The sequence below is a fragment of the Roseisalinus antarcticus genome, from assembly GCF_900172355.1.
Taxonomy (GTDB): Bacteria; Pseudomonadota; Alphaproteobacteria; order Rhodobacterales; family Rhodobacteraceae; genus Oceanicola; species Oceanicola antarcticus_A.
The window spans coordinates 19,275-43,299 of the sequence record NZ_FWFZ01000028.1 but is presented as its reverse complement, the minus strand read 5'-3'; the positions used below and the strand labels follow the sequence as shown (position 1 = coordinate 43,299).

17 protein-coding genes, 1 pseudogene and 2 riboswitches are annotated in these 24,025 nt (G+C 68.4%); of the genes and pseudogenes, 14 read left to right on the top strand and 4 right to left on the bottom strand.

All coding sequences use genetic code 11. From position 1 onward, the window contains the following. Positions 1-385, top strand: a pseudogene (locus ROA7023_RS18370) (hypothetical protein); the annotation flags it as partial. A 503-nt stretch (positions 386-888) separates the two neighbouring features. Here ROA7023_RS18370 and ROA7023_RS18365 read toward each other — a convergent pair. Continuing rightward, on the bottom strand, positions 889-3,345 hold the full coding sequence (locus tag ROA7023_RS18365; protein WP_085880488.1) for a heavy metal translocating P-type ATPase: 2,457 nt from the start codon (positions 3,343-3,345) through the stop codon (positions 889-891). A gap of 154 nt (positions 3,346-3,499) precedes the next feature. Then, a riboswitch (glycine riboswitch) is annotated at positions 3,500-3,586 on the top strand. Positions 3,587-3,589: 3 nt separating this feature from the next. Beyond that, a riboswitch (glycine riboswitch) is annotated at positions 3,590-3,651 on the top strand. Between the two features lie 84 nt (positions 3,652-3,735). Between ROA7023_RS18365 and gcvT the strand changes: the two genes are divergently transcribed. From gcvT to ROA7023_RS18345, 4 genes are all read left to right on the top strand, one after another. Continuing rightward, entirely contained in the window at positions 3,736-4,866 is a 1,131-nt protein-coding gene (gcvT, locus tag ROA7023_RS18360; RefSeq protein WP_085880487.1) for a glycine cleavage system aminomethyltransferase GcvT, read from the top strand. Positions 4,867-4,881: 15 nt separating this feature from the next. After that, positions 4,882-5,241, top strand: a complete 360-nt coding sequence (gene gcvH, locus ROA7023_RS18355) for a glycine cleavage system protein GcvH (RefSeq protein WP_085880486.1) — start codon at positions 4,882-4,884, stop codon at positions 5,239-5,241. A gap of 41 nt (positions 5,242-5,282) precedes the next feature. After that, on the top strand, positions 5,283-8,132 hold the full coding sequence (gene gcvP, locus ROA7023_RS18350) for an aminomethyl-transferring glycine dehydrogenase (RefSeq protein ID WP_085880485.1): 2,850 nt from the start codon (positions 5,283-5,285) through the stop codon (positions 8,130-8,132). A 107-nt stretch (positions 8,133-8,239) separates the two neighbouring features. Beyond that, positions 8,240-9,463, top strand: a complete 1,224-nt coding sequence (locus tag ROA7023_RS18345) for an MFS transporter (RefSeq protein ID WP_234992315.1) — start codon at positions 8,240-8,242, stop codon at positions 9,461-9,463. Here the strand turns inward: ROA7023_RS18345 and ROA7023_RS18340 are convergent. Next, positions 9,387-11,693, bottom strand: a complete 2,307-nt coding sequence (locus ROA7023_RS18340; RefSeq protein ID WP_085880484.1) for a CHASE domain-containing protein — start codon at positions 11,691-11,693, stop codon at positions 9,387-9,389. The genes ROA7023_RS18345 and ROA7023_RS18340 overlap by 77 nt on opposite strands. Before the next feature lie 444 nt (positions 11,694-12,137). Here ROA7023_RS18340 and ROA7023_RS18335 point away from each other — a divergent pair, with 444 nt between their 5' ends. The 3 genes from ROA7023_RS18335 (at position 12,138) to ROA7023_RS18325 (ending at position 14,366) form a co-directional block, all read left to right on the top strand. After that, entirely contained in the window at positions 12,138-12,932 is a 795-nt protein-coding gene (locus tag ROA7023_RS18335) for a GntR family transcriptional regulator (protein ID WP_085880483.1), read from the top strand. 198 nt (positions 12,933-13,130) lie between these two features. Next, positions 13,131-13,877: an SDR family oxidoreductase gene (locus tag ROA7023_RS18330; RefSeq protein WP_085880482.1), complete on the top strand. Its 747-nt coding sequence runs from the start codon at positions 13,131-13,133 to the stop codon at positions 13,875-13,877. 42 nt (positions 13,878-13,919) lie between these two features. Beyond that, positions 13,920-14,366 (top strand): VOC family protein, encoded by a 447-nt coding sequence (locus ROA7023_RS18325; RefSeq protein ID WP_085880481.1) that lies wholly within the window; start codon positions 13,920-13,922, stop codon positions 14,364-14,366. A 16-nt stretch (positions 14,367-14,382) separates the two neighbouring features. Here the strand turns inward: ROA7023_RS18325 and ROA7023_RS18320 are convergent, their stop codons facing one another. Both ROA7023_RS18320 and ROA7023_RS18315 read right to left on the bottom strand, forming a co-directional pair. After that, the gene (locus tag ROA7023_RS18320) at positions 14,383-15,243 is read right to left on the bottom strand and encodes a sulfurtransferase (RefSeq protein WP_085880480.1); all 861 of its coding nucleotides are present in this window, start codon (positions 15,241-15,243) and stop codon (positions 14,383-14,385) included. Between the two features lie 12 nt (positions 15,244-15,255). Then, positions 15,256-16,071, bottom strand: a complete 816-nt coding sequence (locus ROA7023_RS18315; RefSeq protein ID WP_085880479.1) for an SDR family NAD(P)-dependent oxidoreductase — start codon at positions 16,069-16,071, stop codon at positions 15,256-15,258. A 239-nt stretch (positions 16,072-16,310) separates the two neighbouring features. Here ROA7023_RS18315 and ROA7023_RS18310 point away from each other — a divergent pair, with 239 nt between their 5' ends. The 6 genes from ROA7023_RS18310 to ROA7023_RS18285 all read left to right on the top strand — a co-directional run bounded on the left by ROA7023_RS18310 (position 16,311) and on the right by ROA7023_RS18285 (position 23,902). Continuing rightward, positions 16,311-17,276: a substrate-binding domain-containing protein gene (locus tag ROA7023_RS18310; protein WP_085880478.1), complete on the top strand. Its 966-nt coding sequence runs from the start codon at positions 16,311-16,313 to the stop codon at positions 17,274-17,276. 71 nt (positions 17,277-17,347) lie between these two features. Then, positions 17,348-18,877, top strand: coding sequence for a sugar ABC transporter ATP-binding protein (locus ROA7023_RS18305; protein ID WP_234992313.1), 1,530 nt, complete (start codon positions 17,348-17,350; stop codon positions 18,875-18,877). A gap of 6 nt (positions 18,878-18,883) precedes the next feature. Next, entirely contained in the window at positions 18,884-19,897 is a 1,014-nt protein-coding gene (locus tag ROA7023_RS18300; RefSeq protein ID WP_085880476.1) for an ABC transporter permease, read from the top strand. After that, complete coding sequence (locus ROA7023_RS18295; RefSeq protein WP_085880475.1) at positions 19,894-21,825, top strand: D-apionate lactonase family protein; 1,932 nt, start codon at positions 19,894-19,896, stop codon at positions 21,823-21,825. The genes ROA7023_RS18300 and ROA7023_RS18295 overlap by 4 nt, the downstream gene beginning before the upstream one ends. Further along, complete coding sequence (locus ROA7023_RS18290; RefSeq protein ID WP_085880474.1) at positions 21,822-22,868, top strand: Gfo/Idh/MocA family protein; 1,047 nt, start codon at positions 21,822-21,824, stop codon at positions 22,866-22,868. The genes ROA7023_RS18295 and ROA7023_RS18290 overlap by 4 nt, the downstream gene beginning before the upstream one ends. Next, a complete protein-coding gene (locus tag ROA7023_RS18285) occupies positions 22,865-23,902 on the top strand; it encodes an aldo/keto reductase (RefSeq protein WP_085880473.1) in 1,038 nt (345 codons plus the stop codon). Before ROA7023_RS18290 ends, ROA7023_RS18285 begins: the two co-directional genes overlap by 4 nt. The last annotated feature ends 123 nt before the right edge of the window (positions 23,903-24,025 follow it).

The window sequence follows — 24,025 nt, the reverse complement described above, 5'->3', positions numbered from 1 at the left end:
CAACGACAACCTGCGCGGCTGGACCGGCGGCGACATCCTGCGCGGCGGCGACGGGAATGACAGCCTGCGCGGCGAGGCCGGGCGCGATGTGCTGGACGGCGGGGCCGGGAACGACCGGATAAGCGGCATTGGAATTTGTCATTGCGGTTTGGAAATATCGGCCGGTCTGGGAGGGTGGCATGGGGCAATGCCCGCGCAAGCGCAGGTGGAACTGACCTTCGTCATCAGAGGCCGTTGCCGAGGGACGGCGGTTTCCATGACATTGAGCGCCGACGTCGGATCTTGGGCCTCCAGCTCTGACTTGCCAGCCCACGGGGTGGGTATTCCGCGACCGAAAAGTTCGCAACATTGTGCTCGTGTTTGGGGTTTTCTGACAGAACATTGATCCAAACGACTTGGCGTTCTCCCAGGCGGTGACCGGACGCCGTGCCCTCTGGTCCGCTCCGCCAAGCGCAGCGACAATTGTCGGGGGCTCTGGCAGAGTGACCGGGAAGGACCGTGCCGGTGGAGGGCAGCGTGCGCGAACCTCAACGGCCTTTGATACGGTATGGGCACCCCGGCGAGATGCCGTCCTTGGCGCTTGGTGGGGAATGATGACCACCAATTGTGACCGCGTTGCAAGGGCGCCGGCTATCCGGTTTCGCGTCGCCCATGCACATCAAGATCAGCACCTCCCCGCAAGGTTGATCGCCGCCCGGCAGGAACGACCTACGAACATGGGGCGGCGACCCGCGTGTCCGGTCCGGTCGAGACGATTGTCCGCCGGCAGGTCCGCTCACCGTCAGTGCGCCGCCGGGCTGGGCGCCGATCGCGTGAGACAGGTTCGCCGACAGCGAGATAGCCGATGCGCCACGCCGGAGGCGCCCACCGCATCCGGCGCCGCTCTGGCTAAAGCCGGACCGCACGCAGGCGCAGGGCGTTGCCGATGACGGAGACGGAGGACAGGCTCATCGCCGCCGCCGCGACGATCGGCGACAGGAGCAGGCCGAAGACGGGATAGAGGATGCCCGCGGCGACCGGGACGCCGGCGCTGTTGTAGACGAAGGCGAAGAACAGGTTCTGGCGGATGTTGCGCATGGTCGCCTCGGCCAATTTGCGGGCCCGGACGATGCCGCCCAGGTCGCCCTTGACCAGCGTAATCCCGGCGCTTTCGACCGCAACATCGGCTCCCGTGCCCATGGCGATGCCGACGTCGGCCTCGGCCAGCGCCGGGGCGTCGTTCACACCATCGCCCGCCATCGCGACCGAGAGGCCCTCTTGCCGCAGCTTGCGGACTAGGGCGCCCTTGTCCTCGGGGCTGACGCCGGCGTGGACCTCGTCGATCCCGAGCTCGCGGGCGACCGCCTGCGCCGTGGCCTCCGCGTCACCGGTGGCCATGACGATCCGCAGCCCGAGGTCGTGCAAGGCGCTGATCGCGTCCGGCGTTGTCTGCTTGATCCGGTCCGCCACCCCCAGAAGCCCCGCCGCGTGGCCATCAAGGGCGACGAACATCACCGTCTTGCCCTCGGATTGAAGCACCCGGGCGCGGTCGGACAGGTCCCCGGTCCCGACGCCGAGATCCGCCATCAGCGCGGCATTGCCGAGCGCCACCGCGCGGCCGTCCACGGTGCCGGTCACCCCCTTGCCGGTGATCGCCTCGAAGTCATGGGCCTCCTGACGCGCCGCGCCGCGCTCTTCTGCGCCTGCCAGGATGGCCTCGGCCAGCGGATGCTCCGATCCGCGCTCAAGTGCTGCGACGAGCGACAGGAACGCCGCTTCGCCGAGGCTCTCTGGTTCGACATCGGTCAGCGTCGGTTTGCCCTCGGTCAGGGTGCCCGTCTTGTCGACGATCAGCACGTCGACCTTGGCGAAGCGTTCCAGCGCCTCGGCGTCGCGGATCAGGACGCCGGCGTTCGCGCCGCGGCCGGTGGCGACCATGATCGACATCGGGGTGGCCAGGCCCAAGGCGCAGGGGCAGGCGATGATCAGCACCGAGACCGCGGCGACGAAGGCGTAGGACAGGGCCGGCGCCGGGCCGAAGAGCCACCAGACCACGAATGCGATCAGGGCAACCGACACCACAGCCGGCACGAAATACCCCGCAACCCGGTCGGCCATCGCCTGGATCGGTGCGCGCGACCGTTGGGCGCTGGCGACCATCTGGACGATCCGGCTGAGCGTGGTGTCGGCGCCGACGGACCGGGCCTCCATCAGGAAGCTGCCGGAGGCGTTCAACGTGCCGCCGGTGACGTCGTCGCCCGCCACTTTCTCGACCGGGACAGGCTCGCCGGTGATCATGCTTTCGTCCACCGAGGACCGGCCCTCGGTCAAGACGCCGTCGGTCGGAACGCTTTCGCCCGGCCGGACGCGCAGGATGTCGCCGGTCCGCAGCGCGTCCAGCGGCACGTCCTCTTCGCGGTCGCCGCTTGCCCGGCGGGCGGTCCGGGGGGCGAGGTCCATGAGCGAACGGATCGCGTCGCCAGTCCGTTCCCGGGCCGCGAGCTCCATGACCTGTCCGATCAGGACCAGCACGAGGATCACTGCCGTCGCCTCGAAATAGACCGGAACCATGCCGGTGTCGCCGCGCATCTGGGCCGGCAGCAGCCCCGGCGCGATCAGGGCGAATATCGAGAACAGGTAGGCCGCGCCGGTCCCGAGCGCGATCAGCGTCCACATGTTGGGCGAACGGTTCACCACGGACGCCCAGCCACGCTTGAAGAACGGCCGGCAGATCCAGACCACCGGCGTCGCGAGTGCGAATTGCAGCCAGCCGAAGGTCGTGTGGCCCAGCCAGGCCGTGAACGGAATGCCAACATGGCTCCCCATTTCCAACAGGAAGACGGCGAGGGCGAGGGGGCCGGTCAGCCAAAGCCGGCGCTTGAAATCAACGTATTCCGGGTTCGGCCCGCTGTCGGCCGAAGGGGTCATCGGCTCCAGCGCCATGCCGCATTTCGGGCAATCGCCGGGGTGATCCTGGACGATCTCTGGGTGCATCGGGCAGGTGTATTCGGTGCCCGCCGGCATCGGCTCGGGCGCGGGGCGCTCGCCGAGATAGGCGTCGGGGTCGGTCTCGAACTTCTCCTGGCAGCCGGCCGAACAGAAATAGACCCGCGTGCCGGCGTGTTTGGTCATGTGCGCGGCGGTTGCACGGTCCACGCTCATGCCGCAGACTGGATCCTCGGCCGTTCGATAGGCGTCGGGGTCGGCCACGAACTTGTCCCGACATCCGCTCGAGCAGAAATGATAGCGGTGGCCGTCGACCTCGGCCTCGGGCTTGTCCGCGGCGGGGTCGACCGTCATGCCGCAGACCGGGTCGCGGATGAGCGGCGTGCGCGTGGTTTCAGCGGTCGCGCGTGGCGGGGTCATGGCCTGTCCTTTCGAGGTCGGGCGGGAAGCGGTTCACCTCATGTAGTCCTTCCAGCCGCTGGAGGGTCAAGGGGTCCCTGCCGTGCGAAGATCGCAGATCGGGCACGACGCGGATGCGCCATTGCCTCCGCAGGGAATTTCGATACGATCCCCTCAGAACTGGTCGGGAGAGACGTCACAGGACGTCGCCGAAGGAGCAACCGCCCCGGAAACTCTCAGGCACCCGGACCGACCGGCCGAGGAACTCTGGAGAGAGGCGCTGACGCGCCCGCCGAAGGGATAGCGATCTCAGGCGAACGGACAGAGGGGGCGCCGAAGCTGGCCGAAGGGCCGCGCGACGGGGCGCCCGGATGACGCCTGGGGCTCCGTTCGGACAACGGAGGAGACGCGATGACAGGCGATGGGCTGAACCAGACACCGCTGAACGACCTGCACCGGGAGTTGGGGGCGCGGATGGTCGCCTTCGCCGGCTACGAGATGCCGCTGCAATATGCCGCCGGCGTGATGCAGGAGCATCTGCACACCCGGACGGCCGCAGGTCTCTTCGACGTGAGCCACATGGGCCAGATCATCCTGCGCGGAACGGATCCGGCCGCCACCGCGACCGCGCTCGAGGCGCTGATGCCGATGGACCTGGTGTCGCTGGCCGTGGGGCGCCAGCGCTATGGGTTCTTCACCAATGCGGCGGGCGGCATCGAGGACGACCTGATGGTGGCCAACCGGGGCGATCACCTGTTCCTGGTCGTGAACGCCGCCCGCAAGGCCGAGGATGTCGCGCGGCTGCGGTCGGGCCTGCCGGCGGGCGTCGCGGTCGAGGTGCTGGAGGATCGCGCCTTGCTCGCCCTGCAGGGGCCGTCCGCCGAAGCCGTGCTCGCCGCGCTCGCGCCGGAGGTGGCGCGGATGCTGTTCATGGATGTCACCACGGTGACGCTCGCGGGGGTGGAATGCTGGGTGTCGCGCTCGGGCTATACCGGCGAGGACGGGTTCGAGATTTCGGTGCCCGGGGCCGCCGCCGAGGCGCTGGCGCGGGCCCTGCTGACTGACGACGCCGTCGCGCCGATCGGCCTTGGCGCCCGCGACAGCCTGCGGCTGGAGGCGGGCCTGTGCCTTTACGGTCAGGACATCGACGCCGGGACCAGCCCGGTCGAGGCCGGGCTCACCTGGGCGATCCAGAGGGCCCGCCGCGCCGGCGGGGCGCGGGCCGGCGGCTTTCCCGGCGCGGACCGGATCCTGCGAGAGCTTGCGGACGGCGCGGACCGGCGGCGCGTGGGCCTCGCCCCCGAGGGCCGCGCCCCGATGCGCGCCGGCGTGGACCTTTTTGAGGGCGCGGAGGGCGGCGACGCGATCGGCAGCGTCACCTCTGGCGGCTTCGGTCCCAGCCTGGGGGCGCCTGTTGCCATGGGCTATGTCCCGGCCGGCATGGCCCGGACCGGCACCACATTGATGGGAGAGCTGCGCGGCACCCGGCGGCCGGTCCAGGTCGCCGCCCTGCCGTTCATCCCAGCCAATTTCAAACGCTAGACACAGGAGGACAGGATGAAATTCACCGAAGAGCACGAATGGCTCCGCCCGGATGACGATTTGATCGTGGTCGGGATCACCGAACATGCGACGACACAGCTGGGCGACATCGTCTTTGTCGAGCTTCCGACCGTGGGCTCGACCGTGGCCAAGGACGACGAGGTCGTGGTGATCGAAAGCGTCAAGGCCGCGTCCGATATCCTCGCCCCGATCGACGGCGAGATCGTCGAGGTCAACGACGTGGTCGCGGACGACCCCGAGTTGGTGAACCGCGACCCGCTGGGCGAGGGCTGGTTCTTCAAGATCCGCGCAAGCGATCCGTCCCAGATCGACGATTACATGGACGAGGCCGCATACAAGGCCCTCGTCGACTGACCCCGGCCCGCGCCTCAACGACAGAGCTTCAGGAGACCGAATTGGCCTTCCAACCCACCGAATACCTGCCCTACGATTTCGCCAACCGCCGCCACATCGGCCCCTCTCCGGCCGAGATGGACCGGATGCTGGCGCTTCTTGGGGCCGAGAGCCTGGAGGCGCTGATCGACGATGTCGTGCCGCGCAGCATCCGCCAGGACGCGCCGCTCGACTGGGGCAAGCCTCTGTCGGAACGCGAGCTTCTGCGCCGGATGCGCGAGACCGCCGACCGCAACCAGGTGCTGACCTCGCTGATCGGCCAGGGCTATCACGGCACCGTCACGCCGCCGGCGATCCAGCGCAACATCTTCGAGAACCCGGCCTGGTACACCGCCTATACCCCCTACCAGCCCGAGATCAGCCAGGGCCGCCTCGAGGCGCTGTTGAACTACCAGACGATGATCTCCGACCTGACCGGGCTCGAGATTGCGAACGCCTCGCTGCTGGACGAGGCCACCGCCTGTGCCGAGGCGATGACGATGGCCAAGCGGGTCGCGAAGTCGAAGGCGCAGGCGTTCTTCGTCGACGAGAATTGCCATCCGCAGAACATCGCGGTGATCCGGACCCGCGCGGCACCGCTCGACATCGAGGTGATCGTCGGCCCGCCCGCGGCGCTGGAGCCCGTGCGCGTCTTTGGCGCGTTGTTCCAGTATCCGGGCACCCATGGCGAGATCCGCGATGTCACCCCCGAGATCGCGGCCCTGCATGAGGTCGGCGCCATCGCCGCGGTCTCGGCGGATCCGCTGGCGCTGACGCTGCTGAAGGAACCGGGCGCGATGGGGGCCGATATTGCCGTCGGCTCCACCCAGCGCTTTGGCGTGCCGATGGGCTATGGCGGGCCGCACGCAGCCTATATGGCGACCCGGGAGAGCTACAAGCGGGCGCTGCCCGGGCGTCTGGTCGGCGTGTCGGTCGACAGCCACGGCAACCGGGCCTACCGGCTGTCGCTGCAAACCCGCGAGCAGCATATCCGGCGCGAGAAGGCGACCTCGAACATCTGCACTGCGCAGGCGCTGCTGGCGGTGATGGCCTCGTTCTACGCGGTGTTTCACGGCCCCGAAGGGCTCAAGGCCATCGCCCAGCGCATCCACCGCAAGACCGTGCGGCTTGCCCGCAAGCTGGAGCAGGCGGGGTTCGAGGTTCAGCCCCGGCAGTTCTTCGACACGATCACCGTCGAGGTCGGGCTGATGCAGCGCAGCCTGCTGCAGGCGGCCGTGCGCGAGGGCGTGAACCTGCGCCGGATCGGCACGACGCGGGTGGGCATCACCCTGGACGAGCTCAGCCGCCCCGACACGCTGGAGGCGGTCTGGGCCGCCTTCGGCCTTGACGCCGCGGACGACGACATGACGCCCGAATACCGCCTGCCAGAGGGGTCGCTGCGCGAGACGTCGTATCTTGACCACGAGGTCTTTCACATGAACCGCGCCGAGCAGGAGATGACGCGCTACATGCGCCGGCTTGCCGACCGCGACCTGGCGCTCGACCGGGCGATGATCCCGCTGGGCTCCTGCACCATGAAGCTGAACGCGGCGGCGGAGATGATGCCGGTCAGTTGGGCGGAGTTCTCGCAGATGCACCCGTTCGTGCCTGCCGACCAGGCGCAGGGCTATGCCGAGGTGATCGCGGATCTTTCGGACAAGCTTTGTGACGTGACCGGCTACGACGCGATCTCGATGCAGCCCAATTCCGGCGCCCAGGGCGAATACGCGGGGCTGCTGACCATCGCCGCCTGGCACCGGTCCCGCGGGGATGACGACCGCAGGATCTGCCTGATCCCGGTGTCGGCCCACGGCACCAACCCCGCCTCGGCGCATATGGTGGGCTGGGACGTGGTCGCGGTGCGGTCGGCTGCCAACGGCGACATCGACCTCGACGATTTCCGCGCTCGGGCCGAGGCGGCGGGCGACCGGCTGGCGGGGTGCATGATCACCTATCCCTCGACCCACGGCGTCTTCGAGGAGACCGTGCGCGAGATCTGCGAGATCACGCACCGCCACGGCGGGCAGGTCTATATCGACGGGGCGAACATGAATGCGATGGTCGGGCTCAGCCGGCCGGGGGATCTTGGTGGCGACGTCAGCCACCTGAACCTGCACAAGACCTTCTGCATCCCCCATGGCGGCGGCGGCCCGGGCATGGGGCCGATCGGCGTCAAGGCGCATCTTGCGCCGTTCCTGCCCGGCCACCCGCAGACCGGCGGGGCCGAGGGGCCGGTGTCCGCCGCGCCGTTCGGCTCGCCCTCGCTGCTGCCGATCTCCTGGGCCTATTGCCTGATGATGGGCGGCGAGGGGATGACCCAGGCCACCCGGGTCGCGATCCTGAACGCCAATTACATCGCGCGGCGCCTCAACGGGGCATTCGACGTGCTTTATACCGGGCCGACCGGGCGGATCGCGCATGAATGCATCCTCGACACGCGGCCCTTCGAGAAAAGCGCGGGGATCACCGTCGAGGACATCGCCAAGCGGTTGATGGATTGCGGCTTTCACGCCCCGACGATGAGCTGGCCGGTTGCCGGAACGCTGATGGTCGAGCCGACAGAGAGCGAGACCAAGGCCGAGCTCGACCGGTTCTGCGACGCCATGCTGGCGATCCGCGCCGAGATCGCCGACATCGAGGAGGGGCGCATCGACCGGCAGAACAACCCGCTGAAGAACGCGCCGCACACCATGGAGGACCTCGTGCGCGACTGGGATCGCCCCTACAGCCGAGAACAGGCGTGCTTTCCGCCCGGCGCGTTCCGGGTGGACAAGTATTGGCCGCCGGTGAACCGGGTCGACAATGTGCACGGCGACCGCCACCTGATCTGCACCTGCCCGCCGATGGAGACGCTGGTTGACGCCGCCGAGTGACGCGCCCCGGCCCGGCGGCCCCGCGCGGCCGGGCGTCCCGAGGCCCCTTCGGCCAGCCCCGGCCATCGGACCCCGGCCGTGAGGCGGCCCGCAGCGTGGGCCTCCGCGTGACCTTTCTGTCGTCCACCCTGTCGGGGCTGCGCCAGATCCCGACCGGGATCTGGGCGCTGGGCTGCGTGTCGCTGCTCATGGATGTGTCTTCGGAACTGATCCACGCCCTGCTGCCGGTCTATCTCGTCTCGGTGCTGGGGGTGTCGATGGTGACCGTCGGCATCATCGAGGGGGTCGCGGAAGCCACGGCGTCGATCGTCAAGATCTTCTCGGGGGCGCTGTCGGACTGGCTGGGCAGGCGCAAGCTGCTGGCCGTGATCGGATATGGGCTCGCCGCCGTCACCAAGCCGGTGTTCCCGCTTGCCGCCACCGTTGGCTGGCTGACGGCGGCGCGGTTCGTCGACCGGATCGGCAAGGGCATCCGGGGGGCGCCGCGGGACGCGCTGGTGGCCGACATCGCGCCCGCCCACCTGCGCGGCGCGAGCTTCGGCCTGCGCCAATCCCTCGATACGGTGGGCGCGTTCCTCGGCCCGTTCCTGGCCATCGCGCTGATGTGGCTGACGGCCAACAACTTTCAGGCGGTGTTCTGGGTCGCCGTGCTGCCGGCCTTCCTCGCGCTGGGGCTGCTGGTGTTTGCCGTCCACGAACCGCCCCCAGCATCGGACCGGCCGAAAAGACGCCTGCCGTTCAGCAAGGCTGAGCTGAAGCGCCTCGGCGCGCCTTTCTGGCTGGTGGTGGCCGTCGCGACGGTGTTCTCGCTTGCGCGGTTCAGCGAGGCCTTCCTGATCCTGCGGGCGCAAGGCACCGGCCTGCCAGTGGTGCTGATCCCAATGGTGCTGATGCTGATGAATCTGGTCTACGCGCTCTCGGCCTATCCGGCAGGGGTGCTGTCGGACCGCTATGACCGGGTGACGCTGCTGCTGATCGGCTTCGGCCTGCTGATCGCCGCCGACCTGGTCTTGGGCCTTGCCGATGGCCTGACCGGCGTTGCCTTCGGCGTGGCGCTTTGGGGGCTGCACCTGGGGTTGACCCAGGGCTTGCTGGCCACGCTGATCGCGGACAGCGCCCCGCCGGACCTGCGCGGAACGGCCTTCGGGATATTCCATTTCGCCGGCGGGCTGGCCGTGCTGACGGCCAGTGTCCTGGCCGGTGCGCTCTGGGATGTCTCCGGGCCGCGGGCGACCTTTCTGGCCGGGGCCGGCCTTACGGCGGCGGCCCTGGTCGGGCTGGGCTATGTCGGCTGGCGCATCCCGGGGTTGGGGACCTCCCCCAAGGGCTAGCCGGCGGCGCCTCGACGGCCCGTTGTGTGCGCCCGGCCAACCCGCAAGCGCTGCTCAGTCGTTCATCGCCGCGTCGATTGCCAGCAGGAGTTCGTGGCGGGGGACGGGTTTCGTCAGCACCGTGTGCCGCGTCGCGACGCCATTGCCCTCGATCGCCGCTTCCTGGGGATAGATAGCCCGAGACGAGCAGCAGCTTCATCGACGGCAGCAAGCCCTCGACCCGGCGGGCAAGTTCCGCGCCCTGGATCTCGCCGGGCATGACGAGATCGGTGATCAGCGGGTCGAAATTCTGGCGACCCTGAAGCAGCTCCCACGCCGCGTCGCCGGTCGAAACGCGCTGCACGGCGTATCCGAAGCTCTCGAGCTGCTTCTGCATGATCCGCGCCACGCTGTCCTCGTCCTCGGCCAGTAGGATGCGCCCGCCGGCATTCGCCGGGGGGTCCGGTGGCTCCATCGCCGTCGCCCTGTTCGCGGCCTCCCCGCTGACGGGCAGGAACATGCGCACGGTCGTGCCGACGCCTGGCTCGCTGTAGATGCGGCAGGTGCCGCCCGATTGCCGGCAGAAGCCGAGGACCGAGGGCAGCCCAAGGCCGGAGCCATCGGTGGCATGCTTGGTGGTGAAGAACGGATCGAAAGCGCGTTCGGCGGTCGCCGCCGTCATGCCGCCGCCGGTGTCGGTGACAGAGATGATGACGTAGCGCCCCGGGGCGAGCTCCTCCTCCGGCCGGTCCTTGATGTAGTCGGGCGTGGCGTGGCTGTTCGCGGCCTCGATGATGAGCTTGCCCCGGCCTTCCATCGCGTCGCGGGAATTGATGGCGAGGTTGAGGAGCGCGTTGTTCAGACCGTCGAGATCGGCCCGGATACGCCAGAGCCCGGCGGCCGGGGCGGCCGTCAGCTCTATCGACTCCGGAAGGACGCGCCTGAGCATGGAGGTGCTGTCCAGCAGCACCCGCGCCACATCCAGGGTTCGCGGTTGCAGATGCGATTTCCGGCCCACCAGCAACAGTTGCCGCGTCAGATGTGCGCCGCGCTGGGTCGCGCCGATGGCCTCCTCGATCAGCGGCTCATCGGTCCGCACGATCTTTTCCTCCTTCATCAACTCCAGATTGCCGAGGATCACGCTCAGGATGTTGTTGAAATCATGGGCGACACCGCCCACGAGCCGGCCGAGGGCCTCGACCCGCTGGGACCGTGCCTGGATCCGGTAGGCCTCGCGCAGCTCGACCTCCTTGCTGCGCAGCGCGGCCTCGAGCTCGCGCTTGGAGGCCGTCCGGGTGGTCGCGAGGTTCATCAGCAGGTAGCCGATCAGGAAGGTGACAGAGGCGGCGATCAGGGGCGGGGCCGCGTCCAGCAGCTGCGGCAGGTAGACGACGCTGGCCTGCACCGGGACCTCGAACCCCCTGGTCCGGATCGGAGGCAGGGTCACGTCCCGCTCTATGGAGATGTTCAGCAGGGGCTCGTCGGTGCCCGCCGACAGCGTCACCGGCAGGAGCGCGCCGCCGATCCCGATCTCCAGCCGCACGATGTTCCGATCCGACAGGGCGACTCGGTCCGAGAAGAGCGCGACCGGCGTCATCCCGGCCGCCAGGATCGCCTGGTCGTAGCCGACCCCGGGGTGCGAGGCGGCCAGCCGGACGGGATAGAGCAGCAGAAAGCCCGTGGCAGGCGCACCTTCCTCCCGTGACAGCGCGACCGGTGCGCTGCTGGTCATCGCGCCGTGCTCCAGCGCGTCGTAGGCCGCGGTCAGGCGCTCGGGGCTCGCCCCCACGTTGAACCCGAACAGGTCGGCCCGGCGCGCCGCGGGTTCGACCATGATCGCCGGGAATATCGCGTCCGCGGTCATCTCTGGGAAAAGGGCGAATTCGGGATAGCCGGTGGCCTCGTATTCCGCCCGGAATCGATCGAGGAGCCGGTCCAGGTCCCCGGCGCTCCGCACCTCGGGAATGAAGGCAATCGCGCGTTCATGTGTCCGCGTCGATGAGTGGAGCAGATCGGCATAGAGGTCCGAGAAGTGCAGCGGTGTCAGATCAGGGGTCTGCTCCACCGCCTCTGCCATGGTCGCCATGCGCACGGACAGGGTGGCGAGCGCCAGTTCCAGCTCGCCGTAGGCCGCCTCCACCTCGCTTTTTGCCAGGCTGCGCTTTTGCTGGAAACCCACCAGCGCCACGAGAACGGCGACCGCGACGCTGGACAACAACACAAAGGCCCATTGACCAGTCTTCGACCGCATTGTGCCTCCAATCAGGGCCCGTCCGACGACTGGCCTCCCTGCGAAGGGCGGAACGGGAGTTGAAACACTTCAAGGTTGCATAGGGCCTGTCGGTTCCGCAACATCGAATTGGCGACACACGCAAGCTGAAATCCGGGGCGGGACGGGGCTTCGTCGCGCTTTGCAAAGGGGCCGGTTTCTGCGGACGCCTGTAGTCCGCGCGGCGGGAGTGGAGGTCCCTGTTGCCGGGGCGGGCATGACGCACCGGCGTTGCCATACTGCATACAGCTTTGGTTTTCTTGTTGGCATAGGTGAAGGCATTCTTCCCGGTATCACCTCATTTTTGGCTCCGAAGACGGAGAGACGGGCCGCGGGGGCGGCGCAATCAGTATGCAGATTATTGACTGCGGCCTACGTCAGATATACAGAAAATAGGCATTGGACAGCTTGTGAGGCTGAAGCGCAGTGGTTTCGAACGACGAACAGGCCGGTGAGGCGATTGGGGCCGACATCAGCGGCAGCCGGATGCTCGACGCATATGACCGCATCAAGCTCGCGATCCTGCGGGGGGCCTTCGCGCCGGGCGCCCGGCTGTCCCAGGTCAAGATCGCCGAAAGCCTCGGGCTGAGCCGGACCCCGGTCCGCGAAGCCCTCCGCCTGATCGAGAAAGAGGGGCTGGTAAGCTCCCGCCGGGGGCGGCAGGTGGTGATCTCGACCACCTCCATGGCCGATCTTGACGAGCTTTATGCGCTGCGGATCAAGCTTGACACCTCGACCGTGCGGACCTCGGTTGCGGATCTGGACGGCGCGGACATGGACGAGATGCGCGACTGTCTCGCGCGGATGGAGCAATTCGCCTCGCCCGAGAATTTCGCCGAATTCGACGCTGCGCACCGGACTTTCCACATGATTGCGATCCGGGGGGCCGGTCCACGGCATGTGGAGTATTCGGCGAAGCTCAACGAGCATGCAGAGCGGTATCGCCGGATCTATCTGGGGCAATCCAATTCCTATGAACAATCCTCTGCCGAGCATCGCGCGATCCTGGCGGCCTGCGATGCGCGGGACGGCGGGCTCGTGTCCTACCTTCTGGCAGAGCATTACGCCCGCATCGCCCTGACGATCATCGCCCAGATCGAGCCGCAGTTCGAGCCGCGGCTCGTCCGGGCCGCCGCGCGGGTTGCTCTCGATGGCAAGGAGGGCCCGACGCGGAAATCCGAGACCGAGAAGATGGCCGCCCGGTCGGGAGAAGGGTTCTGAACACGCAACCCGGTTGGACCGGCAGCCGCAGCGACAGGGCAAGGAAGAGGACGAGGCTATGAGAGCGGAAGGCGCGGGAATTCGTCCGGCCGGAACGGGCCGATACCCGGGGCGTCGGGACGTGATGCGATCACTTTCAAGGCGCACGGGCGCCGGCGTCCGCGCCGCGCATCCGACCCGCCGTGCGGGGGCGCGCACGTGACGGCGGTTCTGCTGATAACCGGCGGGTCGCGGGGCATCGGCGCCGCGACGGCGCGTCTGGCCGCGCGGGAGGGCTGGGACGTCCTGCTGACGTTCAATTCGGACGCGGAGGCGGCCGGGAGGGTCGTGGGCGAGATCCGCGACGCGGGAGGCCGGGCGGAGGCGCTGCAGGTCGACGTCTCGGACGAGGCGCAGGTCCGCCACCTCTTCGCCACCTGCGCGGAGCGCCATGGCCACCTGCGCGGGCTGGTCAACAACGCGGGCATGCTCCCCCCCTCGGGCCGGTTCGAGGGCATCTCGCTGGAACGTTGGACCCGCACCTTCATGATCAACACCGCCGGCACCTTCCTGTGCTGTCGCGAGGCCTTGCGCCTGATGGCCACGGGAAACGGCGGGCAGGGGGGCAGCATCGTCAACCTGTCGTCCATGTCGGCGGTTCTTGGCGCCCCGAACGAGTTCATCGACTATGGCGCCTCGAAGGGCGCGATCGAGTCCATGACCATCGGCTTGTCGAAGGAGCTGGGCCCCGAAGGCATCCGGGTCAACGCCGTGCGCCCCGGCCTGATCGACACCGAGATCCACAAATCCGCCGGCGATGCCGGCCGTGTCGAGCGGCTGGGCCAGACCGTGCCCCTGGGCCGGGCGGGATCGGCCGAGGAGACCGCGGCCGCCATCGTCTGGCTGCTGTCGGAGGCCGCGAGCTACGTGACCGGCGCGATACTGCCCGTAAGCGGGGGCCGGTAGGGGCCGCCGGCGGAGAAACCCAAGACCAACGAGGAACGAAAGATGAATGTCACGTTCAATCACACCGGGATCACGGTGAAGGATCTCGACCGCAGCGAGGCGATGTTTCGCGATCTCTTCGGGTTCGAGACCTTTTCACGCGCGCCGCGCGACCCTGCCATCATCTCTGCCGTGACGGGTGTTCGGGGGGCCGAGGTCGAGGTCATCTACATGCGCAACGGCCCCGCGAGGCTGGAGCTTCTGTGCTATTCCGCCCCGGGTGACGTCGCCCGCTACGTGCCGCGCCCCTGCGACCTGGGCTCGCTTCACGTGGCGATGAACGTCGATGACATGGACACGGCACTGGAGCGGGCGCTGGCCTGGCCGCTGGAGATCGTGGGCACCGAGGTCCAGATCGACGACGGGCCGAACAAGGGCGGCCGGATCATCTACATGCGCAGCCCCGAAGAGGGGCTGATCATCGAGATGATCCAGCTGCCCGAGAGCTGAGACGGCCAGAATGCTGTCAGGTGTCGCCTTTGACCAGCTTGGGCGTGTCGGGCTGCTGGCCCCATTCGTGCCAGGACCCGTCGTAGAGCGTCCAGTCGGCGTGCCCGACCTGTTCGAGCATGAAGCCCAGGATCGACGCCGTCACGCCCGATCCGCAGGTGGTGATGACCGGGCCCGACATGTCGACGCCGCGGTCCTCGAAGATCCGCCGCGCCTCGTCGGCGGAGACAAAGCGATGATCCGGGGCGGGTCGGAAGAACAGCTGCCAGGGCGTGTTGATGGCGCCGGGCATGTAGCCCGAGGCGACGCCGGGATAGCCCGATCCTTCAAGGCCGTCGAACTTGGCGGCGGTCCGCGCGTCGATGATCGCGGCGCCGCCGTTCGCCGTCACGTCGCGCAGGGTCTCGATGGAGGCGACCCGCCCCTCGACGGGCCCGGCCACGAAGTCCTGCCGCGGCACGTCTCGGGCGGGACCATCCTCCAGCGGGCGGCCCTCGGCGACCCACTTGCGGTAGCCGCCGTTGAGGATACGCACCCGGTTGTGGCCGAAGGTGCGGAACATCCACCACAGCCGCGCCGAGACATAGCCCGCGTCGTAGACGATCACCTCGGTCCCGTTGCCGATGCCCGCCGCGCCCACGGCGTCGGCGAACCGTTCGGGCGAGGGCATCATGTTCACGTAGTCGGACTCCGGGTCGGAGATGTCCGCGAGGTCGATGAACCGGGCGCCGGGAATGTGCCCGGCCCGGAAGTCCTCGATGGCGTGCTTGCCGGTCTCGGGCAGATACCAGGAGCAGTCCAGCACGACGCGGTCCGCGTCGGGCTCGGTCTCCAGCAGGGTGGCGAGGTCGTCCGTCTCGATGAGCCAATCGGTCATTGCGGGGTCCTTTCAGCGCTCGATGGCGGCGCGGCGCGGGGTCTCGACCCAGCTTGCGCCGGTCATGACGCCGCCGTCCGGCGTGATGTTCTGCCCGGTGAGATAGCGGGTCGCTGGCGCGGCGAGATAGAGCACCGTGGTCACCAGGTCCTCGGGCCGGGCCAGGCGCCCCTGGGGGATGAAGTTCGCGAACCACTCGGCGCGGTAATCGTCGTCCCAGAGCGGGCGCGTGAACTCGGTCTGGACGAAGCCCGGCTCGATCGAATTCACCAGGATGTTGTCGTCGGCCCATTCGTGGGCCTGGCTGCGGGTGAGCGACGTGACGGCGGCCTTGGTGGCCGCGTAGACCGAGATCGTGTCGAAGGACACGTTCGCCGAGAGAGAGCTGAAGTGGACGATCCGCCCGCCGCCCTGGCGCTTCATGATCGGCTGGACCGCCTGCGAGAGGAAATAGACCGACCGCAGGTTGACCGAGGTGATGAGGTCGAAATCCTCGGCGGTGACATCTGCGATCGGCTTGCGGCGGTTGGCGCCCTGAAGGTTCACGAGGATGTCGATGCGGCCCGTGACCTCGCCGGCTTTTGCCGCAAGCTCGGCACAGGCGGCGGCCGTGCCCAGATCCGCCTCGATCCCGGTAAACTCGAGCCCTTCCGCGTCGAACATGGCCTTGACGTCGTCAAGCCGGTCGGGCGAGAGGTCGTGGACGATCACGCGGGCGCCGGCCTTGGCGAGCGCCATCGAAATGTCGCGGCCGATGGCGCCGGCACCGCCGGCGACCAGCGCGGTCTGCCCCTGGAGCGAGAACAGGCGGGCAAGGTAGTCAGACATCGGAGTCCCTTTCGATACATCATGCATTGCGCAAAAGCGGGGCGGCTACCCTGCTGGCCAAAAACTGCGTACAGATTAGATGCTGATCCCGGACAAGAAAAGACATTCCTGACCCTGGATCATGACGAAGATTGCAGAAAGCCGTTGATTATTTGTCAGGATAACGTGACACTCTACGCGCTGGGTCGGCGTAAATGTATGCAGAATGGCCCATCTGAAATCTGGGAGGATACAGAAACATGTTGAAGCGCTCGTTCATGCTCGCGGCATCCGCAGCGATCGCCGGGCTGGTCGCCGCGCCGGCCGCCATTGCGCAATCGGAGCAGGAGGAGGTCACGATTCTCGTGTCGCCTCTGACATTCGCCTTTCCTCACTTCGTCTTCATGGTTGAGCAGATGCAGGACGAGGCCGAGCAGATCGGCGGCGTCGAGATCGTCGTCGCGGACGGTCAGCTGTCCTCGCCCAAACAGGTCTCGGACCTTGAGGCGGCAGTTGTGCAGGGTGTCGACGGCATCATCGTGGCACCGGTGGACGCCAGCGGCCTGGCCGAAACCGTGCGCATGGCGATTCAGAACGGCATTCCCGTCGTGACGGTCGACCGTCCCGTCAACGGCGTGCCCGAGGTTCTGGCCAATGTCGCCGCCGACAACTACTCCGGCGCCGAGGCGCAGGGCGAAGCGGTGGTCGCGGCGTTTCCCGACGGGGCCACGATCGTGAACCTGCAGGGCATCCCCGGCGACAAGACCGCCAACGACCGCAATGACGGCGCCCACGCGGTGCTCGATGCGGCCGGCGACAGCTATCAGTTCGTGTCCGAGCAGCCGGCGAATTTCTCGCGCGACGAAGGTCTGTCGGTGACCGAGAATATCCTGACCGGCCTGGAAGAGACGCCGCAGGTCATCATCGCCGCCAACGACGACATGGCGCTGGGTGCGGCACAGGCGGTCGAGGCGCGTGGCCTTGCCGGCGAGATCGCGATCTACGGCTATGACGGATCGGTCGGTGCCTTGCGCGCCGTGCGCGACGGAAGCCTGGCCGCGACGGTCGACCAGTTCCCGGGCGAGCAGGGCCGGATCGCGGTCCGCACCCTCGTGGACTACATCCGCAACGGCATCGAGCCCGAGAGCGACAATATCCTTCTCGACCCGGTCGCGATCACCCAGGACAACCTCGACCAGGCCGAACGGGTGGGTTTGATCGACTGATGACGGTTCGGCTGGACGAAGTTCCGGCTCGGGCGGGGGGACCGGGGCGCACATCGCGCGCCGGTCCTCCCGTGCTCGAGGCCGCGGCCCTGACCAAGCGGTTCTTCGGCGTCACCGTCCTGAACGAGGTGTCGCTGTCGCTGGTGCCGGGAGAGGTGCGTGCGCTTCTGGGCGAGAACGGGGCCGGGAAGTCGACGATCATCAACCTGCTGTCGGGCGTTCATCAGCCCGATGGCGGACAGATCAGGATGCAGGGCGAGCCGGTCCAGTATCTGCGCCCGCTCGACGCCGATCACGCCGGCATCAGCGTGATCCGGCAGGAGCTGTCGCTGTTTCCCGATCTTTCCGTGGCCGAGGCGATTTTCGCCGGGCACCTGCCGTCGCGCCGGTTCGGCCTGATCGACTGGGCCCATGTCCGTCGCGAGACGCGGCGGGCGCTGGGCCGGCTCGGGCTCGATGTCGATCCGCGCCTGCCGGTCGCCAGCCTGTCCGTCGCCGAACAGCAGATGGTGGAGATCGCCCGGGCGCTGACCCGCGAGTCCAAGGTGGTGATCATGGACGAGCCGACGGCCTCGCTCTCGCCCAAGGAAGTCGAGAACCTGGGCGGGATCGTCGCCCAGCTTTCGGCCGAGGGGGTCGCCGTCCTCTATGTCAGTCACCGGCTCGACGAGGTGAAGGCCTTTTGCGAGACCTACACGGTGCTGCGCGACGGGCGGGTCATCTCGGACGGGCGCGCGGCCGAGACCGAAATCCCCGACCTCATCCGCGACATGGCTGGCCGCAGTGTCGAGATCGGCCGCGGCCGCGGTGGCGCGGCGCGAGAGCCCGGGCCGGTCGTGCTCGAGGTGCGCAACCTCGCCTCGCGCCGCCGTGGGCGTGGCGAGCAGATGGTCCGCGACGTGTCCTTCACCGTCCGGGCCGGAGAGATCCTGGGCCTTGCCGGGATCATCGGCGCCGGCCGCACAGAGACCGCGCGGATGATCTTCGGCCTCGATCCGGTGGGCGACGGGGAAATCCTGCTCGACGGCCAGCGGTTCACGCCGCGCGGGCCGGCCGGCGCGATGGAGGCCGGGCTTGGCTATGTCTCCGAAGACCGCAAGGACCTCTCGATCCTGCCGCACCGCTCGGTGCATGAGAATTTCACCGTCACCAGCCCCGTGGCCCCCGGCGCACTGGGGCGGATCAACCGCGGCGCAGAGACGCGGCTGCTGGCTTCCTATATCGAGCGCCTCGGCATTCGGGTGCAGAACACGCGGGCGCCGATCACCAATCTCTCGGGCGGCAACCAGCAGAAGGTCGTGCTTGCCCGCTGGATCGCGCGCCAGCCGCGGCTGCTGATCATCGACGAGCCGACCCGCGGCATCGACGTCGGCGCCAAGGAGGATGTGCACGACCTCGTTCGTCAGATCGCGGGGGAGGGCGTCGCGGTCCTGCTGATCTCGTCCGATCTGCCCGAGGTCATGGCGCTCGCGGACAGGGTGGTGACCCTGCGCGAGGGCGAAGTGACGGGCGACGGCCCGGCATCGCAGACAACACCGGAGGATCTGATGACACGGATGACGCGGCATGAGGGCCAGACCATGGCCGCAGAAAAGGGCTGATGACAGATGACCGCTGAAGAACATGCCGAAACCAGTGCGGCGCTTCGACGGGCGCGGCGGTTCGCCCTGCTGGGCAAGCTCGCGCCGCTGATCTTCCTGTTGGCGCTGGTGGTGATCTTCACCAGCCTGCAGCCCCGGTTCCTGTTGCCGATCAACATCTTCAACGTCCTGCGGCAGGTCTCGATCTTCGGGATCATCGCGGTGGGCATGACCTTCGTGATCCTGATCCGCGGGATCGACCTGTCGGTGGGCTCGCTGGTCGCGCTGACCGGGCTGTGCGCGGCCGTGGTCGCCAAGGGCGGCACGAGCGGCGGATTTTCCGATGCCGGCGACGGCTATCACTGGACCATCGCCGTCCTCGCGGCGCTGGCCGTGGGAACGCTCGCGGGGCTGTTTCAGGGGATGGTCGTCGCTTGGCTGGCGGTCCCCGCCTTCGTGGTGACGCTGGGGGGGCTCACGATCTTCCGGGGGCTCGCGCTGGCGATCGGCAACGGCGGTCCGGTCTCGGGCTTCTCGCCCGAATTCGGATGGTGGGGCCGGGGATTGATCGGACCGGTGCCGGTGCCGGTCATCATCTTCGCGCTCGTCGCCCTCATCGCCTACCTCGTACTGACGCAGACGCGGTTCGGCCGCTCCGTCTATGCGGTGGGCTCGAACCCCGAGGCGGCGCGCCTGTCCGGCATCAACGTCAACGGGATCACCATCACCTCCTTCGGGATCATCGGCTTCTGTTCCGGGCTCGCGGGGTTCGTTCTGGCCGCGCGGCTGAACTCGGCCGAGGCGGTCGCCGGGACCGGCTACGAGTTGACCGTGATCGCCGCCGTCGTGATCGGCGGCACCAGCCTTTACGGCGGGACGGGCGGCGTCGTGGGCACCGTGATCGGCGCGGTTCTGACCGGCGTCCTGATGAACGGGCTCGTGATCCTGAACGTCTCACCCTACACCCAGCAGGTCATGATCGGTCTGATCATCATCGCCGCCGTGGCCTTTGACGTCTTCATCAAGAGGCAAAGTCGATGACCCGAGACACGCTCCTTTTCGGAACCTCCAAGGCCGAGGCTGCCAAGCGCGTGCTGCGCGCCGGGCGGCTCGAGGCGACATGGGACGACGGTGCCCTGCGCTGGATCAGGTGGGACGGTGTGGAGATTATCCGCGGTATCCTGTTCCTGGTGCGGACGCCGGGCTGGGGCACCCCCGTCCCGACCCTGTCGGACGTGGAGATCACCGAGACCGCGGCCGGGTTTTCGGTGGCGGTCAACGCCCATTTCGGGACCCCGGGCGAGGGCGTGGCCGTCGCCCTGCGCTATGCGGGCGAGGCCGATGGCCATGTGGAGGCCAGGGCCACAATCCGTGCGGAGGTCCCGTTCGAGACCAACCGCGCGGGTCTGATCGTGCTGCACCCGCTCGACGGCGTCATTGCCCGCGAGGCCACGCTGGAGCATGCCGACGGCACCGTTCGGGATGTGACGATCCCCAAGCAATTGTCCCCCGGCCAGCCGGCCATGGACCTGCGCGCGATGACCCATCGTCCGGTCGAGGGTCTGAGTGTCTGCACCCGGTTCGAGGGCGATGTCTTCGAGATGGAGGATCACCGCAACTGGTCGGACGCCTCGCTCAAGACCTACAACCGCCCCATCGGCCTGCCGCATCCCTACCTGCTCTCGGTGGAGGAACCGGTTGTCCAGACCGTCACCATCACCATCGACAGCCCGGCGGAGCCCGTGGCACAGGTCGCGCCGGCCCTCGTGGAGCCGGAGGCCGACGGCCAGCCGCTTCCGGTCTATGCCCTGCCGCTCGACACCCCGGCGGGGGCAGCGGACGCATTGCGCCATGTGGAGGCGATGACGGCGCTGGCGCCGCAGCGCCTGCTTCTGCGATGGGATCCGTCGGTGGATGGCGGCACCGGCGACCTCGCGCCTCTGGCAAGGCTGATGGAGGTGACCGGCGCCGCGCTTGAGATCCAGACCATCGTCTCGGCTGAAGACGCGCGGGGCCTCGCGCAGGAAATCGACGACCTGGCACAGTCCCTGACGGCGGCGGGGATCGCCCCCGCGGCCGTGGCGGCGTTCCCCAAGATCGACGAGCAGAGCTTTCAGCCCGGCCAGGAGCGTCCACCGCATCCGTCGGACCCCGAGATCGCGAGCGCCCTCGGCCGTGCCTTCCCCGACGCCCGGCTGATCGGCGGCACGCCCGCGTTCTTCACCGAGTTCAACCGCAAGCGTCCCGACACCGCGCTCTGGTCAGGGCTGACATTCGGCACCTCGCCGGTCGTCCATGCGGCCGATGATTCCTCGGTCATGGAGACGTTGCAGGCGCTGCCGCATATTCTGACCACAGCGCGGGAGTTGGTGGGGGATCTGCCGGTCTCGGTCGGGCCGACCGGCATCGGGATGCGACTGAACCCCTATGGCGCGGCGCCGACCGTCAACGACCCCGACGACCGCGCCGGAATGGCGGGCCGGGACCCGCGGCAACGCGGGCTCTTCGCCGCGGCCTGGACGGTGGGCTACCTCGCCCGGATCGCGGCCTTCGCGCCGGAGCGGTTCGCCTTCGGCGCCCCGACGGGGCCCTTCGGCCTGCTGTCGACGGCCCAGGATCATGCCAGGGCGGTCTGGGACGACCTGCCCGATGGGGCCTGCTATCCGCTCTACCATGTCGCGCGGTGGATCGCGGGGGCAGGGGGCGGGCGGCTGCTCCGCGCCGAGATCACGGGCCCGCTGGCCATCGTCAGCTGGGACGCGTCGGGCGTTCGCAGCGCTCTTGTCGCCAACCTTTCATCCGAGCCCGCCGATCTGCCCGACATCGGGCTTCGCGCACCCAAGGGCGTCTGCCTTGACGAGACGACCGCGATCTCGCTCTCATCCGAGCCGGCGCCGGAGCCACGGCACCTCTCGCTGGACCGGATCGGCGCGTTCGGCGTGCTCTACCTGAAGGGGCCTGCGGCATGACCACCGAGATGAATGGCCTGCTGATCGGGTGCGGCTTTTTCTCGGGCAACCATCTGCACGGATGGGCCGATGTCGAGGGGGCGCGGATCGCCGCCGTCTGCGACCGCGACGCCGACCGGGCCCGCGGCGCGGCCGAGACCTTCGGCATCCCCGCCTGGCACCAGGACGCGGCCGTTCTGGGGTCCGGCGCGTTCGATTTCGTCGACATCTGCACCACCATGGACACCCACGAGGCGCTGATCGCGCAGGCCGTGGACGCGGGCGTTCCGGTCATCGTACAAAAGCCCTTCGCGCCGGACATAGAGACCTGCCTGCGGATCGAGGCGCATGCCCGCGCCGCCGGCGTGCCGGTGATGGTGCACGAGAATTTCCGGTTCCAGAAGATCTTTCGCCGGCTGAAAGAGATCCTCGACAGCGGAGAGATCGGCGAGACAACCTTTGCCCGCCTGTCCTGGCGCAACGATATCGACGTCTATTCCAACCAGCCCTACCTGCTGAAGACCGAGCGTTTCATGATCATGGACGTGGGTATTCACATGCTCGACCTGGCGCGGTTCCTGATGGGCGACGCGGCGGACGTGACCTGCCTCAACCAGTCCGTGCGGCCGGGCCTGGCCGGAGAGGACGCGGCCACCATCCTGCTGCGGCACGACAGCGCCGCCACCACCATCGTCGATGTCAGCTACGCCGCGCACCGACATCCCAACCCGTTTCCCCAGACCCTGGGCGAGATCGAGGGCCGCGACGGCACGGTGCAGATCCTCGAGGGCGAGATCCTGCGCATCCATTCCGGCGGGGCCACGCGGGACGAGGCCATTGCCGCCGACACGCGCGGCTGGACATCGGCCCCCTGGACGCAGATCCAGGATTCCGTGCCGCGCACGGAGCAGCATTTCGTCGATGCGCTGCGCTCGGGCGCCGAATTCGAGACCTCGGCCCAAAGCAGCCTGCAGACCTATGCCCTGGCCGAAGCCGCCTACCGCTCCGCCGCGTCCGGGCGGCTGATCCACATCGCAGATCTGATGAAGGAGGTCCGCCCATGACACTCGACCAGCGCAGAAGGATCGGTCAGACCGAGCTGGAGGTGCCGGTCCTGGGATTGGGCACCGCGCCGCTTGGCGGGATCTACGCAAAGATCGACGAGGCGGAGGCCCGCGCGACCTTCCAGGCCGCCTGGGACGGGGGCGTTCGTTTCTTCGACACCGCCCCCTGGTACGGGCTGGGCCAGGCCGAACATCGAACGGGCCGCGCACTCTTCGACCGGCCGCGGGACAGCTACGTGCTGACCACCAAGGTCGGGCGGCTGCTGCACCGGCCCCGGGATCGCGCGGCCTTCGCACCGCCCGCATGGGAGGCGCCCCTGCAATTCGAGGTGGAGCATGTCTTCACCTACGACGCGATCATGCGCAGCTACGAGGACAGCCTCCAGCGGCTGGGGATCAACAAGGTCGACATGCTCTATATCCACGACCTCGACCGGGGGTATTTCCCCGACGAGGCGGCGCTGACGGCGAAGTTTCGCGAGCTCGACAGCAGCGGATACCGTGCGCTGGAAGAGCTCCGGGCCGCGGGCGAGGTGGCGGCCATCGGCGCCGGCATCAACGAGCGCGGCATGATGACCCGTTTCCTCGAGGCGGCGCAGCTCGACGTTTTTTTCGTCGCGTCGCGGTTCACGTTGCTCGAACAGGCGATCTATTTCGAGGAGATCCTGCCGGCCGCCAAGACCGGCGCGTCGGTCGTCGTGGGGGGGGCCTTCAGCTCTGGCATCCTGGCCACGGGCGAGGCCGAGGGCGGCAAGTACGAATACGGCACCGCCCCGCAGGAGATCGTCGACAAGGTCGCCCGGCTGAACGCGATCACCCGCGATCACGGGGTCGATCTGCCGGCGGCGGCGCTGCAATTTCCTCTGATGGCGCCGGAAGTCTCCTCGGTCGTCTTCGGCGCGGTGACGCCGGAAGAGGTCCGGGCGAACATCGCCCATGCCGCCGCGCCGATCCCCGACGGACTGTGGTCCGACTTCGTCTCGGCCGGGCTGATCGCCGAAGGCGTGCCGGTCGGCCCGCCCGGCGCGGCCTGACCGCAAGGCCGGTCGCGCTTGCGCGGCGGCCCCGCGATGGTCCGGCCGGTCGCGCTTGCGCGGCGGCCCCGCGACGGTCCGGCCGGTCGCGCTTGCGCGGTGGCCCCGCGACGGTCCGGCGGT